The 16,482-nt window shown below is 49.6% G+C and carries 10 protein-coding genes; 7 read left to right on the top strand and 3 right to left on the bottom strand.

Annotation, left to right across the window (positions count from 1 at the left end; translation table 11 throughout):
- The first annotated feature begins 343 nt into the window (after positions 1–343).
- From ydiJ to H027_RS0111420, 3 genes are all read left to right on the top strand, one after another.
- Positions 344–3,394, top strand: coding sequence for a D-2-hydroxyglutarate dehydrogenase YdiJ (ydiJ, locus tag H027_RS0111410; protein ID WP_024872591.1), 3,051 nt, complete (start codon positions 344–346; stop codon positions 3,392–3,394).
- Between the two features lie 60 nt (positions 3,395–3,454).
- Positions 3,455–3,898 carry a hotdog fold thioesterase gene (locus tag H027_RS0111415; RefSeq protein ID WP_038149265.1) on the top strand — a complete coding sequence of 148 codons (444 nt, stop codon included), beginning with the start codon at positions 3,455–3,457 and terminating at the stop codon, positions 3,896–3,898.
- A gap of 216 nt (positions 3,899–4,114) precedes the next feature.
- On the top strand, positions 4,115–6,034 hold the full coding sequence (locus H027_RS0111420) for a DEAD/DEAH box helicase (RefSeq protein WP_024872593.1): 1,920 nt from the start codon (positions 4,115–4,117) through the stop codon (positions 6,032–6,034).
- Between the two features lie 142 nt (positions 6,035–6,176).
- Here H027_RS0111420 and H027_RS17790 read toward each other — a convergent pair whose 3' ends face one another.
- Positions 6,177–7,388: an RsmB/NOP family class I SAM-dependent RNA methyltransferase gene (locus H027_RS17790; protein ID WP_051449034.1), complete on the bottom strand. Its 1,212-nt coding sequence runs from the start codon at positions 7,386–7,388 to the stop codon at positions 6,177–6,179.
- Positions 7,389–7,543: 155 nt separating this feature from the next.
- Between H027_RS17790 and pdxH the strand changes: the two genes are divergently transcribed.
- Positions 7,544–8,179 (top strand): pyridoxamine 5'-phosphate oxidase, encoded by a 636-nt coding sequence (pdxH, locus tag H027_RS0111430; protein ID WP_024872594.1) that lies wholly within the window; start codon positions 7,544–7,546, stop codon positions 8,177–8,179.
- A gap of 67 nt (positions 8,180–8,246) precedes the next feature.
- Here the strand turns inward: pdxH and mscK are convergent, their stop codons facing one another.
- Together mscK and pykF are read right to left on the bottom strand one after the other, a co-directional pair.
- Positions 8,247–11,618, bottom strand: coding sequence for a mechanosensitive channel MscK (gene mscK, locus H027_RS0111435; protein WP_024872595.1), 3,372 nt, complete (start codon positions 11,616–11,618; stop codon positions 8,247–8,249).
- 184 nt (positions 11,619–11,802) lie between these two features.
- Positions 11,803–13,215, bottom strand: coding sequence for a pyruvate kinase PykF (gene pykF, locus H027_RS0111440; RefSeq protein ID WP_024872596.1), 1,413 nt, complete (start codon positions 13,213–13,215; stop codon positions 11,803–11,805).
- Between the two features lie 362 nt (positions 13,216–13,577).
- Between pykF and nifB the strand changes: the two genes are divergently transcribed.
- The 3 genes from nifB to H027_RS0111455 all read left to right on the top strand — a co-directional run bounded on the left by nifB (position 13,578) and on the right by H027_RS0111455 (position 16,439).
- Positions 13,578–15,008, top strand: a complete 1,431-nt coding sequence (gene nifB / locus H027_RS0111445) for a nitrogenase cofactor biosynthesis protein NifB (RefSeq protein WP_024872597.1) — start codon at positions 13,578–13,580, stop codon at positions 15,006–15,008.
- A gap of 183 nt (positions 15,009–15,191) precedes the next feature.
- Positions 15,192–15,764 carry a nitrogen fixation protein NifQ gene (locus tag H027_RS0111450; RefSeq protein WP_024872598.1) on the top strand — a complete coding sequence of 191 codons (573 nt, stop codon included), beginning with the start codon at positions 15,192–15,194 and terminating at the stop codon, positions 15,762–15,764.
- A gap of 48 nt (positions 15,765–15,812) precedes the next feature.
- Positions 15,813–16,439: a LysE family translocator gene (locus tag H027_RS0111455; RefSeq protein ID WP_024872599.1), complete on the top strand. Its 627-nt coding sequence runs from the start codon at positions 15,813–15,815 to the stop codon at positions 16,437–16,439.
- The last annotated feature ends 43 nt before the right edge of the window (positions 16,440–16,482 follow it).

A 16,482-nucleotide genomic window follows, 5' to 3' on the forward strand; every position in this document is an offset into this window, starting at 1 on the left:
TTTAATTTATTGGGAACTTTTCTTGAAGTGAACATATCTAACAAGAGACAGCTGTGCAAATGTGCAAGGCATTGGCGTTGTTGTTTTGTGACCCAGTCGGCAATCTGTTTTTCGGGCAAAATTGTTCTGTGATCCTGATCTGCCTTTTATAGCCTGTCGTATTAATCCTCGCCTTTTTATTTAATTGCACATTTTTAATGCACTATCGATTGATCGTGTCAGCAGGCTTGCGTACCATTTCGCTTTCCGCTTACACCATGGAATGGTGTAATATGCATATATATCCACTCTCGTCGCTTGGATACTCATTTTTGATGACCAGCACCATGATCAGGAACACAGCATGATCCCGAGACTGACACCTCAAGACAGCCTGAAACAACCGTATATCGCTTTTCTGACCGCATTAGCTCGCGCCGGATTCAGTGGCGATATTGATTCTTCTTATTCCAGCCGTTTAGCCGTTGCGACTGATAACAGTGTGTATCAGTGGTTACCACAGGCGGTGGTGCATCCAAAAACGACAGAAGATATCGCTCTGATGCTGAAATTGGCTGCAGAGCCTGTTTATCGTCAGATCACGTTTTCTCCGCGCGGTGGCGGTACAGGCACGAACGGGCAGTCACTGAGTGACGGCATTATGGTTGATCTTTCCTTATATATGACTGCGGTGTTGGAACTCGACAGCGCTGCTCGTCGTGTGAAGGTGCAAGCTGGTCTGGTAAAAGACAAACTGAATGTGACCTTGAAGCCACACAATTTGTTTTTCTCTCCGGAACTCTCTACCAGTAACCGTGCCACCATCGGCGGCATGGTCAATACTGATGCATCCGGTCAAGGCTCTCTGAAGTATGGTAAAACCTCTGACCATGTTCTGGGTGTGCGTGCGGTGTTGATGGATGGCTCTGTCATTGATGCTTTTCCAGTGAGTGGTGAGGCATTACAGGCAAAACTTGAGCAATTAGATCGAGAAGGGGATATCTACCGTCTGGTATGGGATATTGCACGCGGCAAACGTGCCGATATTGAAGCGACGTTTCCTCAGCTGAACCGCTTTCTCACAGGCTATGATTTAACCCATGTTTATGACCCTACCACTGAAACGTTGGATCTGAGTCGTTTATTGTGTGGTTCGGAAGGCACGTTGGCGTTTATTACCGAAATCCTGCTTGATTTGACCCCGATCCCAACCTACCGCGCGCTGGTTAATATCAAATTTGATAGCTTTGAATCTGCACTGCGTAATGCTCCGTTGATGGTTGAGGCTGAAGCGCTGTCAGTAGAAACCGTTGATTCACGAGTATTAGAACTGGCTCGCGCTGACATCGTTTGGCATTCCGTGAAAAACTACATCACGGATGTAGCTGATAAAGAGATGATGGGATTAAACATCGTCGAATATGCCGGTGCAGAAGCGGCAGAGCAACAGCCTAAAATGCAGGCATTATGTAAGAAGCTGGATGAGTTAATGGCAGCCGGTAAGGCCGGTATTATTGGCTATCAGACCACCGAAGATTTAGCCAGCATCGAAGCCATCTATGCGATGCGTAAAAAGGCGGTCGGTCTGTTGGGGAATGCGCCGGGTCGTAAAAAGCCCGTTGCTTTTACCGAAGATACAGCGGTGCCGCCGGAAAAACTGGCTGATTTTATTATGGAGTTCCGGGCATTACTGGATGCAAACCAGCTGACCTATGGCATGTTTGGCCATGTGGATGCAGGGGTATTGCATGTCCGCCCAGCTCTGGATATGTGCGACCCGCAACAAGAAGTGACGTTGCGTAAGATTTCGGATCAGGTGGTGAAACTGACGGCCAAATATGGTGGCCTGATGTGGGGCGAGCACGGTCGGGGTTTCCGTTCTGAATATGGGCCGGAATTCTTTGGCGATTTGTTTGTCGAACTGCGCCGTATTAAAGGTGTGTTTGATCCGGATAATCGCCTGAATCCGGGCAAAATTTGTACACCACTCAATTCTACTGATGAATTAGTTTCGGTTGATGCGACCAAGCGTGGTGCCTACGATCGCCAGATCCCGGTGCGGATCCGTGATTCGTTCAAAGAAGCGTTGGAATGTAATGGTAACGGGCTGTGTTTTACCTTTGAAACCAGTTCACCGATGTGCCCGTCATTTAAATTAAGCGGTGATCGTCGTGAATCACCGAAAGGCCGTGCCGGTTTGATGCGTGAATGGCTGCGTCAGCTGGAGGCGCAGGGTGTGGATGTCTTGAGTGAAGAAGCTGCACTTGAACATGGTGTTTTCCGCTGGAAAGACTTGGTTGATCGGGCTCTGAATACATTTGCCAAGCGCCGTGGCGACTATGATTTTTCGCATGAAGTCATGGATGCCATGCAAAGCTGTCTGGCGTGTAAAGCCTGTTCCAGCCAATGTCCAATCAAGGTGGATGTGCCTTCTTTCCGTTCGCGCTTCATTCAGCTTTATCATCAACGCTATCTGCGTCCGGCAAAAGATTATTTTGTCGCAACCGTTGAAGGCTATGCGCCGTTAATGGCGAAGACGCCGGGCATGGTCAACTTTTTCCTGAAAAAACAGTGGGTACAAAAACTGACCGAAAAAACCATCGGTATGGTCGATGTGCCGATTCTGAGCCAGCCAACGTTGAAACAACACTTGGCCGGTCACGAAGCCTTGTTATTCCAGTTGGAAAAACTGGAAGCCATGTCACCGGATGCCCGCAGCAAAGTGGTGTTGGTGGTGCAGGATCCATTCACGTCATTCTACGATGCTGATGTCGTGCGTGATCTGATCCTGCTGATCGAAAAACTGGGCTATCGTCCGTTACTGCTGCCATTTAAGCCGAACGGTAAACCGCAACATATTAAAGGATTCCTGCGCAGTTTTGCTCGTACCGCCGCAGATAGCTCACAGTTCCTGAATCGTCTGCATAAACTGGGCGTGCCGATGGTGGGTCCTGATCCGGCGATGGTGCTTTGCTATCGTGATGAATATGTGCGTGCCCTAGGTGATGCCCGTGGTGATTTTAAAGTGCAATTGCCACAGGAATGGTTGCTGTCGGTGTTGGATTCCTTACCGCAAAAAGAAGTTGGTACTGAAACCTTCTATCTGATGGGACATTGTACCGAGAAAACGGCAGAGCCAAGCAGTAACAGCGACTGGGCGAAAGTCTTTATGCAGTTCGGGGCTAAGTTACAATCGGTGGCTGTGGGTTGTTGCGGTATGGCCGGAACATATGGGCATGATGTCAAACATCTGGATGATTCTCGTCAGATTTACAAAAACAGCTGGCAGCCCGCTTTGGCGAAATTACCGACGGCGTATGCGCTGGCGACCGGTTATTCCTGCCGCAGCCAGGTGAAGCGTATTGATGGTAATAAGCTGAAACATCCGATTCAGGCTTTGTTATCATTATTATAAGTAAGTATCCCCAGGCTTTACCGGGGGATACCTGATTGATTTAAGGTAAAACAAGAGGTTATTGCGGTGATTTGGCAACGGGATTTTACGCTGGCGAGTTTGAATGCAGGTTCTCTGAATACACTGGTCGCGCATCTTGGTATCGAATACACCGCAATCGGTGATGACTATCTGCAGGCGACCATGCCGGTAGATAGTCGAACTCACCAGCCGATGGGATTGCTGCACGGTGGTGCCTCGGTTGTCTTGGCGGAAACATTGGGTTCGGTGGCTGGTAATCTGTGCGTACCGCGGACTCACTGTTGTGTGGGGTTGGATATTAATGCCAACCACTTGCGGGCAAAACGAGACGGTGTGGTGACTGGCATTGCCCGGCCGGTTCATCTGGGCGCAACGACCCAAGTCTGGCAGATTAACCTGCAAGACGAACGCGAACGGCTTTTATGTACCAGTCGCCTGACATTGGCTGTGCTTTCACAGAAAAAACGAAGTGGAAGAGAATAGTTTCAAGCAAAAAATGTGAATTGATTGTATAATAACCAAGTTGAGTCAGAGACAGTGTAAGCCCACCTGTGCGAAAACTCCTGAAATTGCTGCGATAACTATCACATTTTTGACGACATTTGTCGTGAAATGTGTATAATCGCCACCCTTTTCTTTGTCGGGCCAGCAGCGTCTCCCTCGCTAAGTGCCCATCCTTGTAGAGTAGTGAAATAAAATATGACTGATACTGAAAATTTGCCAAGCTTTAGCGAGCTGGGGTTAGCTGCGCCTATTCTGAAAGCTGTGGGAGCTGTTGGATACGAAAATCCTTCTCCAATCCAGGCGGCGGCCATTCCGCCACTGTTGGAAGGTCGTGATCTGTTGGGGCAGGCACAAACAGGTACAGGTAAAACAGGTGCATTTGCTTTACCGATCCTGTCGCGTCTGAATTTAACTCAAATGGATACACAGGTATTGATCCTGGCTCCTACCCGTGAACTGGCGATTCAGGTTGCCGAAGCTTGTCAGAGCTACGCACAATTTATTCCTGATTTCCATGTACTGCCAATCTATGGTGGTTCATCTTACGATTCACAGATCCGCGCATTGCGCCGTGGTGCTCAGGTTGTTGTGGGCACGCCAGGCCGTGTGATGGACATGATGCGTCGCGGCAAGCTAGATTTGTCTGCACTGAAAACACTGGTGCTGGATGAAGCAGATGAAATGTTGCGTATGGGCTTCATTGATGACGTGGAATGGGTGATCGAGCAGTGCCCATTAGATCGTCAGATCGCCTTGTTCTCTGCAACTATGCCGGAACAGATCCGCCGTATTGCGCACCGTCATCTGAAGACGCCGGTGGAAATCAAGATCGCTTCTAAAACCAGCACCGCGGCAAACATTCGTCAGCGCTACTGGTTAGTGTCTGGTTTACATAAACTGGACGCCATGACTCGTATGCTGGAAGTTGAGCCTTACGATGCATTGCTGGTATTTGTCCGTACCAAAACAGCAGCGGAAGAACTGGCTAGCAAATTGTCTGCTCGCGGTCATGCTTGTGAAGCATTGCATGGTGATATTCCACAGAAATTGCGTGAACGTACAGTTGAAAAACTGAAAGCTGGTCAGCTGGATATTCTGATTGCGACCGACGTGGTTGCACGTGGTCTGGACGTAGAACGTATTACTCACGTAGTGAACTACGATATTCCTTACGATACAGAATCTTATGTTCACCGTATTGGCCGTACCGGTCGTGCGGGCCGTACTGGTGACGCGATCCTGTTTGTTGCACCGCGTGAGCGTCGTATGCTGCGTATCATCGAGCAGGCCACTCGCCAGCCGATCGAACCAATGCAGATGCCAACAGCGAAAGATATTAACAAACATCGTCTGGAACGCTTCAAGCAACAGATCCGTGAAACGCTGGAATCTGAAGAAGATCTGCAGCCGTTCCACCAGATCATCAATGAGTTTCTGGAGGATGAAAACACCGATCCGTTGGATCTGTGTGCCGCGCTGTGCAAGATGATTCAGGGCGAAGAGCCGTTGTTCATGAATGAAAATGAGCCGGAACCGCGTCAGCGTTTTGATGACAACAATGATCGTGGCAACCGTCGTGAGCGTAACGATCGTTTCGAACGCGGTGACCGTTTTGAGCGTGGCGATCGCCCAGAGCGCAGCGAACGTCGTTCCCGTGCACCGGAAGGCCCGACAGCGCGTTATAAAGTGCATGTAGGTCATGAACATGGCGTGAAACCAGGCCAGATCGTGGGTGCTATTGCCAACGAAGCGGGTATCGACAGCAAATATATCGGTCACATTGAAATCTATGATGATTTCACGACTGTTGATTTGCCGGAAGGTATGCCAACCGAAGTGATGAACACACTGAAAAAAGCGCGTGTTTGTCAGCGTCCGCTGGATATTGAATTGTTCACTGGTGAAGTGCCGGAACAGTCACGTCGTGCACGCCCATCTTTTGGCGATCGCCGTCCGCCTCGTAACGAGGGTCGTGGCGAATTCCGCGGGGAAGGTCGTGACCGTCCATTCCGTGGCAATCGCGACAACCGTGATAACCGTGGTGGTAATGATCGTGGCGAACGTTCTCATCACCGCAGTGAGCGCGATGGCGGTAAATTCCGTCGTGACCGTTAATCTGTACTGATAAAGTTAAAACTGAAAACCGCACAAATCACTGTGCGGTTTTTTTTCGCCTGTGATTTACAGCATTACAGCGGAAATGAAAAAGGCGCAATCAATGCGCCTTCGGAAGAGTTCGACAATCTCAATCGGAAAATCAGTTACGCTGCAGCAATGCCATATAGAAACCATCAAAACCGGTCTGCGCGGGGCTGATACTTTGCTCCTTTAACAGGCTGAACTGGCCATCACATTCATTGATAAATTTGGCTACCTGATCCTGATTTTCTGCCGGCAATAAACTGCAGGTGGCATAGACCAGTTGCCCCCCAACTTTCACCATTTTGCTGTAGCGCCGCAGAATATCGGCCTGCAATTCGAGCAAGACCGGTAACCGTTCTGCGGTATCGCGCCATTTGGTATCGGGATTGCGTTTTAACACGCCTAAACCGGAGCAGGGAACATCCAGCAACAGCCGATCGGCACTTTCCTTCAGGCGTTTGATGGTTTTGCTGCTTTCGATCAGTCTTGGTTCAATATTATGCGCACCGGCACGACGGGCGCGCAGGCGCAGGTTGTCCAGTTTCCACTGTTCTACATCCATCGCTAACAGACGCCCTTTGCCTGCCATTAATGCTGCCAGATGCAGGGTTTTGCCACCGGCACCGGCACAGGCATCGATCACGCGCATTCCTGGTTCAACACCAAGGAAGGGGGCAATTTGCTGAGAACCGGCATCTTGCTGTTCAAACCAGCCATCTTTAAATGCCTGTGTGCGGAATAAGGAACCATTGGAGGTGACTTCCAGTGCGCCGGGTACGCCGTCTACCAGGCGGGTATCAATATGTTCCTGCTGCAGGCGATGTTGCAGCTGTGTTTCATTACATTTCAGTGCATTGACACGAATGTAGCGTTTAGCAGCTTGCGTGAGAGCCGCCCGTTCGGCGGGCCATTGCAGGCCCAATTGCGCCTGCCCCAATTGTTCGAGCCATTCAGGGCAACCATCCCATAGTGCAGGTTGCTGGCGTGCCAGTTCACGGCGTGTTTCAAATACTTTTAAATCACACTGATCGGCAACACGAAGGTTTGGCAATTGACGATTCTGTAACATGTGCCATTGGCAGATCAGTGATTGTACGGCAATACCCGCTTGTGCCACCGGTACATCCGCGAGAAAGGCCAGCAAACTCAGCCGACGGAGTATATCACCGACGGCATCAATGACATGAAGCTGGGCCGTTTCGGGCATGCGTTCCATTTTGAATTCCTGAGCAATCGCACGATCAACCGGGGACTGTTCATTCAAGACCGCAGACAAGATCGCCTGCACAGAACCGCATTCCAGCGGGGTAAGAGCATAGGTACGCATGGATAAAACCTGAATAATTTGAATGAGAAGATCATAGAAGGTCGTTCGCGCAGAGACAAGTAACATTACCGCTTTGCAGCCAATATCACAGACTTGTGATCAACTCTTCTGCGGCGCACAATGTTGGCATTGATACCGAGGGGATGAACACAGAGATGGATATTGCTGATTTACGGCGCGAATATTTGAAAGGTGGCTTGCACCGAGAGGATTTACCGAGCGATCCGATGGTGTTGTTTGAAAAATGGTTGCGTCAGGCCTGTGATGCCCGTCTGGTTGACCCGACAGCTATGAGTGTCGCCACGGTGGATGAAAATGGGCAGCCATTTCAGCGCATAGTATTACTGAAGCATTATGATGCGGATGGCTTCGTGTTCTATACCAATTTAGGCAGTCGTAAAGCGCAACAGATCAAACAAAACAACCATGTGAGCTTGTTGTTTCCATGGCATACGTTGGAACGTCAAGTGCATGTGACGGGAGTTGCGGAACAGCTTTCGGCACTGGAGGTCGTGAAATATTTTCATTCCCGTCCGAAAGACAGCCAGATCGCGGCCTGGGTCAGTCAGCAATCCAGCCGGATTTCTGCCCGTAGTATGTTGGAAAGCAAGTTCATGGAGATGAAAGCGAAATTTGCCAATGGTGAAGTGCCGTTACCGAGCTTCTGGGGCGGCTATCGTATTCGTTTCGATAGCATTGAGTTCTGGCAGGGCGGCGCGCATCGGCTGCATGATCGCTTTTTATATCAGCGGCATGGTGATACTTGGCATATTGATCGCTTGGCGCCTTAATATCTGAAAAGAAGAAAGCCCCCTTTTCTCGGGGGCTTTCTGTTTGATGACACTCTATTTTTCTACGTTATTTCTTTTCCTGATCGGGAGCCTGATTGGCGGTATCAACTGTGGTTGCCGCTGCGCCCGCTGCTGCAGTGGCAGCATCAATGCTGACGACATCACCATGCGCATTCTTCAGGGTGACTTCCACCTGATTGAACGCAATATTGATCCCGTTTTCTGCAAACAATTTATCTATGCGGCGGTTCAGTTCATCCAATGCCGGATTACGATCACCCAATTCGCGGACAAAGAAACGCATTTCATGATCCAGTGTACTGGCACCGAATGTCAGGAAATAGACACTGGGTTCCGGCTCTTTCATGACGCGCGGATTTTCATGCGCCGCCTGCAGTAACAACTTGCGGGTCAGATCCAGATCGGAACCGTAAGATACCCCGATCCGCAATACCACACGGGTTACAGTATCACTTAATGACCAGTTGATCAGACGCTCGGTCACAAATGCGCGGTTAGGGATAATGATCTCTTTGCGGTCGAAATCGGTAATGGTCGTGGCTCGGATACGGATCTTATTGACGGTACCGGAGAAGCCGGAAACCGTAATGGTATCCCCGATGCGCACCGGACGTTCGAAGAGAATGATCAAACCGGAAACAAAGTTGGCGAAGATTTCCTGCAAACCAAAACCGAGACCTACCGATAACGCAGCGACCAGCCACTGTAGTCGGCTCCATTCCATGCCCACGGTCGACAGTGTGGCGATCGAACCGACGGCGGTGATCAGATAAGAGAGTACCGTGGTAATGGCATAGGAGGTTCCCTGTGCCAGTTGCAGGCGCGACAACACTAAGACTTCAAGCAGACCGGGTAAGTTGCGGGTCAGAATATAGGTGACGATCGCAATCACACCGCCGGCTAGCAGATCACGCAGGCTCACGGCTTCCAGTACGGCGTTAGAATCCGTACCCACGGTATGGTGCCACAGCGTAATGCTGTCCAGGTAGGCAAATACGGCGACTAAATCAGACCACAACCAGTAGAATGCACCGGCAAAAACCAACATCAGCGCAACATTGACCAAGCGCAACGTTTGTTCATTGATTTGTTCCAGTGAGATTGGCTTATCATCGGTCACTTCCACATTGTCGCTATTTTCAGTTCGTTGCTGGCGTTTCGCCAGTGCCCGGCGGTAGGCCAGACGGCGAGCAGCAACGGACAAGCCACGCAGTGCGGTTTCATAGAGCAATACCCAGACTGCGACCAGATAAAATGTCTCGATCAGACGGGCGCTGAGTTTCAATGCCGTGTAGTAATAACCAAACACCAGCAGACCAATCAATACCAGCGGCAGGAGGCCAAGAGCCAGCGCAGTCAGACTGCGCCACAGGCTGGTTTGTTTGTTATGTGGGTGTTTGCGTACGATGGTAAACAGTTCCACCGACAACAGTAGTAAACTCACCAGGCAGATGATCTCGCCGGCGACATCATTAGCCAGACGGGTTGGATCGAGTTCACCCAGGGTCGCGATAAAAATCAGCGGTAACAGGGTATACCAGATGTTTCTCAGGGCTTTGCGTAGATGTGCGATAGTCAGGTGGTTGTGGCCAAAATGTTTCTGTGCCAGCCCTTCTGGCTTTAGCATCCGACGGATGGAACCAAATGCCATATAGGCCAGTGCCATTCGGAAGGATAGTTCACCAATCACCAATGGCGATAAAAGACCACTGAACAACAGCAGCGAACCAGTACTCATGATCAGCAAGGCACCAGGGATCGTGCGCAGGAATACCAACAAAATGGCTTTAGGTGTATGTGAATGAGTATCTGAGCGCAGATGCCCGACCTCGCCGGCCAGTTGTTCAAATCGTTGCTGAATAGCTTGGCGTCGCCAGATCATGATCCCTGCCAGGGTCAGCATCACCAAGGCGGCTGGGAAAATCTTGAAAGAGTCTGCCAACCAGTTTCTTAGATTAATACTCAGACTGACAGCTTGCCACTGCGACAATAAAGCCCCGGGTAATGCGGTTAACCATGAGATATCGATAGGTTTGTTACTGCTGACCCAGAAAATTTGCTGTTGCAGTGTCGATTGCAATGAATTACTGACGCGCTCCAGCTGTTGCTGATTCAGTTGCAGGTTGATGGCTAAGTTCAGTTCCTGCCCGAGTTGTTTATTTAGCTGATCCAGCAACTGCTGGCGGCCATCCAACGTTTCTGTCAATGTTGCCATTTGCTCAGTGGTTAGTGCATCACCTTTGTTTTTTTCTAACAACTTGCTGATGTATTCATCGCGCTGATAAAGCTGATCACGTTGCTGGTTGATATCAAACTGGGCCAGTCGCAGGTCAGCGATATGTTCTTCGGAACCTCGAGCTAGATCGTTAGAGTCCGGTAGCATCTGGCGTTGTTGATAGAGAATTTTTGATAGTAGCAGTGTGCCCTTTAGCACTGAAATCTGCTCATTCAGGTTCTGTTCTGTCTGAGTCGTACGATCCAGCCAGTTCTTAACTTTGATATTTTCCTGTACCAGCGTGTTAACGCCTTGCGTGGTATCAATGAGTTGCTGACTAAGCTGTTGATTAATTTTCATCTCTTTTTGCAGCACGGGGGGCAGAGTTTGGGCATTGGCTCCGGCTGACCCACTTTCTTCCACCGTTTTTTCAGTGAGAGTCAGGCGCTTATTATTCACCTGCTGCTGCAATAGTTGCACCCAGTTATTCAGTTGTGCGATCTGGGCGGTCAGATAATCACGCTGTTTGTTATAAAGTTCTTGCTGACTGGTATTGCTATCCAGATCTTTCTGGCGCTGTTCCTGACGTAGCTGTAATAGTGTGAGTTCGGTATTCAGACGCACGCGTAAGGAAGGCGTAATTTCACTATTCTGTTTGCTACTTACACCGCTTAAGCGATTACGAATATCCTGCATACGCTGGTAGTCCTGACTCATCGCAGCTTGCGTACGCTCAGGCAGGGTTTGCAGGAAGGTGATCTGGCTATTTACATTTCCCAAATCATTTTGGGCATTTTGTAGCTGACTTAACAAATCGGTTAGACGGCTGTCGAGTTGTGTCTGAGATAAGCGGCTCAGATCGGTTTTTAACTGTTCCGTGTCTTGTGCATCATTTTTATGTATTTGGTCTAATAACCGTACAAACTCTTTTAATTTCGCCGGTGTTTTGGTGAGTGAACGATCCTGATCTTTGACTTTGATTTTTTCTTTTTCGATAGAATCCAGAAATGAAAGGGTTTGCTCAATATCCTCTTTCTGTGCTTTTTCGGCGACAGTGAGTGTATCGCGTTTATTCAAACTGGCTAGTTTACTATCAAGACTGGCTCGTGTTGGTAACTCTGGTTGCTCAACGGCAAAGAGAGTTGTGCTGATCAGAAGAAGGCATCCGGATAACAGAGTGCGGAGAATTCGCTGTTTCTGCATAGGCTATGTTCACCGTTAGTAATTTGTTGAGTCAATGTTGGCAAGAGGTAATTAACTTGCACCAAACCAGCGAGAGGATATAGCAAAAAGCGACCTGACGCACAAAAAAGCATGATTTACTGGATAAAAAAACGCCGGTCCACAAAGAACCGGCGTTGAGGAATCACTGTAACGGACTGAAAGATTACAGTACGTGAACAGATGCAGTATTGGTTGTACCGCTTGGTACCAGCGCACCAGATACCATGACCACGATGTCGCCTTTAACAGCCAGACCAGAGGCCAGAGCCACTTCTTTACCCTGCACGTAGAATGCATCGGTAGAAGCCAGTTTATCAACCAGAACTGGTGTTACACCTTTGGTCAGGATCAGCTGCTGAGCAGTTTTGGCGTTAGAAGTCAGCGCCAGGATGTTCGCTTTAGGGAAGTATTTGCGAACAGCACGAGCTGATTTACCGCCTTCAGTGGCAACAACGATCAGCGGAGCGTCCAGTTTCTCAGTAGTTTCTACCGCACCTTTACATACTGCTTCGGTGATGCTCTTACGATCGTTAGCATTTTCGATAGTCAGGTTAGAAGGCATAACTGGGTCAGTACGGCCACAGATAGTTGCCATGATAGAAACAGCGTTCAGTGGGAATTTACCCTTAGCTGATTCACCTGACAGCATCACTGCATCGGTACCGTCCAGGATCGCGTTCGCAACGTCGCCAGCTTCAGCGCGGGTTGGACGTGGGTTTTTGATCATGGAATCCAGCATCTGAGTTGCAGTGATAACTGGTTTGCGTGCTTTGTTACATTTCTGAATCATCATCTTCTGAGCGAAGATAACTTCTTCAACCGGGATTTCTACACCCAGGTCGCCACGGGCAACCATGATACCGTCTGATGCTTCCAGGATTTCGTCGAAGTTGTCCAGACCTTCCTGGTTTTCGATTTTAGAGATGATCTGGATGTTTTCGCCACCGTGAGCTTTCAGGTGTTCACGGATAGCCAGAACGTCTTCTTTCTTACGGATGAAAGAAGCAGCGATGAAGTCAACGCCTTGTTCACAACCGAATACCAAGTCAGCTTTGTCTTTTTCAGCCAGAGCTGGCAGTTTGATAGAAACGCCTGGCAGGTTAACACCTTTGTTTTCACCCAGGTCGCCGTTGTTCATAACTTTACAAACAACTTCAGTGTCAGTAGTAGAAATAACTTCCATACCGATCAGACCGTCGTCAACCAGCACAGTGTTGCCAGCTTTCAGGTCGCGAGCGAAACCTTCGTAAGTCACAGCAACGCGCTCAGCGTTACCCACTACAGTTTTGTCGGTAGTGAAAGTGAAAGTCTGACCAGCAACCAGAGAGACGTCGTTACCGCCTTCCAGTTTGATAGTGCGGATTTCTGGACCTTTGGTATCTAACAGGATCGCAACACGTTTGCCGGTTTCAGCACAGATTTCACGAACAGTCTTGATACGACCACCGTGCTCTTCAAAGTCACCGTGAGAGAAGTTCAGGCGCATTACGTTCATGCCTGCTTCAATCATTTTAGCCATGACTTCTTTTGGCTCAGACTTAGGACCGATAGTACATACGATCTTGGTTTTTTTCATGGAAGGATAACTCCAACAGTTCAGGGATATAAAAATAATGGTGAAATATGGCGCGCATTATACAGGGAATAATGACATTTGATGATGTCAGAAAATATTTTTCTGCTTTTTCCTGATCTAACACAATAGATTTGAGCAAATACGCTTCAATTTGAGCTAAACCGGGTTAGCTGTCCGATAATTTATCGAGATTATGTGCGCTTTATCACATTGTCGTTTCTGTGTGGCATGTCCGTCATATTCTGTCGGTCTTCGACAATCGTTAAAATCATTATATTTCATTGTGTTATGTATATTTGTTGTCTGCGGAGTGATGTTTGCATCTTCACGACAAAGACAGGGCAGAACAAGGCAGACATAACATGGATAACAATACCCCGGTAATGCGACAACAATGTGGCAGTCAAAGTAAAGGCAACCGCTGTGGCAGCAGTTCACACAGTGCGACCGATTTCTCGATGGCACAGGCAGAAAAGGTGGCACATCATCCGTGTTATTCCCCGAGTGCACATCATAAATATGCTCGGATGCATCTGGCCGTTGCCCCGGCTTGTAACGTGCAATGTCATTACTGTAATCGTAAATACGATTGCGCCAATGAATCCCGTCCGGGCGTGGTGTCGGAATTATTAAATGTCGAACAAGCCTTGCAAAAGGCCAGAGCTGTGGCTGCGGCCATTCCACAACTTTCCGTGATTGGTATTGCTGGCCCTGGCGATCCTTTGGCAAACCAGACCCGCACCTTCGACACGCTGGAAGGGCTGCGTTCGGCATTGCCTGATGTGAAATTGTGTGTGTCCACCAATGGGTTGGCATTACCGCAGTCGGTGGATTCACTGGTCGAACTGGGCGTGGATCATGTCACTATTACTATGAATGCGATTGATGCCCATGTCTCTGCCGGTATTTATGACTGGATCTATTTTGATGGTGTGCGCTATCGCGGCAAGGAAGGGGCGCAGATCCTGATCGACCAGCAGATTGAGGGCATGCGCAAGCTGATGGAAAACGGCGTGCTGGTGAAGATCAACTCGGTATTGATTCCCGGAGTGAATGACCTGCATCTGGCGGAAGTCAGTCATGCGATCCGTGACATGGGGGCTTTCCTGCACAACATTATGCCGCTGATTTCAAAACCGGAGCACGGCACTTATTACGGATTGAACGGACAACGTGAGCCGACGGCTGACGAGGTGGCACAGGTTCGTGAACGCAGTGGTGCCTTTATGCCGCAAATGGCACATTGCCAGCAATGTCGCGCTGATGCGGTCGGTATGCTGGGCGAAGATCGCAGTCAGGAGTTCAATTTGTCTGCGTTGGCGCCACAGGAAAATGATTATGCACCCGTGATGCAACAACGGACAAAAATTCAGGCGGCGATTGCCAGTGCCGGTGCGTCGGAAGAGGCAGATTCCCGTCTGGTGGCGGTTGCGACGCAGCAAGGGCAAGTGATCGATCAACATTTTGGTCATGCCAAGCGGTTCCATATCTACAGTGTCAGCAGTGAAGGGGTTACGTTGGTTGGCGAACGTCATGTGGCGCAATATTGTCACGGACAGGTTGAGTGTGACGATCATGATGACGTGATGGCTGACACACTCACTTTACTGGCGGATATGGATGCAGTGTTCTGTTCGCGCTTAGGGCTGGGCCCATGGCAAAAACTGGAAGCCGCTGGAGTACAGCCAGTGGTGGATTACGCCTGGCAACCGATCCGTGATGCGTTATCGGCCTGGTGGCAATTGCAGCCAAAAGCCACCGAGGTGAAACTGCATGTACGCGGGGTTGCCTGATGAGTTGCACGATTACCGAAAAATGTGTCGGCTGTTTCAGTTGCCTGGAGGTTTGTCCGAAACGGGCAATTCGTGAGCAGGACCGAGTCTTCTCGATCTCAGTAAAACGCTGCAATGAGTGCAAAGGGCATAGTGTCGGACCGCGCTGTATTCAGATCTGTCCGGTTGAGGGAGCAATTCATTATGAACCAGGCCATCAGAGTTAACATGCCGTTAGACGTGATAACGCCGGAGCACGAACAGCCACGCACCCCCCAGGACTGGCTGACGGATTTGCTTTGGCGTTTTCAGACCGGCATTTGCCCGCTGCCCCGATACATGGGGTTAGGTACAGAACAATATCAGCAGTTGCTGGTGCGCTGTAATGTCCCATCGGCTGTGATGGGGTTATTGCAACAGCAGCGACAGGCCGTGCTTTCTGAGCTGCTAGCCATGCGTGAAGCTGAATGTCAGGCCTTAGAGCACTGGCTGGCGGAATATGCGCATCCGGAAGCGAGGCTTATGGCTAGGATCATTGCAGTGGCCTGCATGGGCTATAACCATCTCTGGCAGGATCTCGGCTTGGATTCCCGCGCCAGTTTGCGCGAATTAATGCAATGCTGTTTTCCTGAACTAGTGGAGATGAACAGCCAGAACATGCGCTGGAAGAAGTTTTTTTATCGACAGCAGTGTGCGCTGGGCGGTAACTATGTCTGTCGTTCTCCCAGTTGTGATGACTGTGTAGAGCGTGCAGGTTGTTTTGCGCCGGAAGAGTGAAAGTGATGTTAGAATCAGACCCCGCTTATTTCTGTTTCGGAGATGATGATGTTGGGTTTGGACACTTTTCTGTTATTTCTGACGGCGTCGTTTATACTCTGTCTGGCTCCCGGCCCAGATAATATCTTTGTGCTCACGCAATCCATGCTGCGGGGAAGCGCTTCCGGCATTCTGGTGACCTTGGGTTTATCTACCGGATTACTGGTTCATACCTCCGCAGTTGCACTGGGGGTTGCGGTCATTTTTCAGCAATCGCTGCTGGCCTTCACAGTGCTGAAACTCTGTGGGGCTGCCTATCTGTTATATCTGGCCTGGGGCGCGTTCCGCGCCGGTGCGGGTGGGCTAGGGGCTTCCAAAGCGATCTCGCTGAATAAATTAGCCCTGTATCGGCGGGGTATCGTCATGAACATTACCAATCCGAAGGTTTCTATTTTCTTTCTGGCATTTCTGCCGCAATTCACTAATCCGGCCAAGGGGCATTTGACGCTCCAGTTATTGCAACTTGGCGCGGTATTTATTATCTGTACGCTGGTGGTATTCGGGCTGATCAGTCTGTTGGCTGGAAAACTGGGTAATTGGTTCAGTCAAAGCCCTCAGGCTGAAATCGTGATGAATCGAGTCGCGGGCAGTGTGTTTGCTGCGCTGGCGATAAAACTGGCGCTGACGGAACGCTAGGTTGTTCTTCGATGAAGGAGGGGATTACCCCTTCTTTCTTTCT

Origin of the sequence: Tolumonas lignilytica, from assembly GCF_000527035.1 — a bacterium.
Classification (GTDB): domain Bacteria; phylum Pseudomonadota; class Gammaproteobacteria; order Enterobacterales; family Aeromonadaceae; genus Tolumonas; species Tolumonas lignilytica.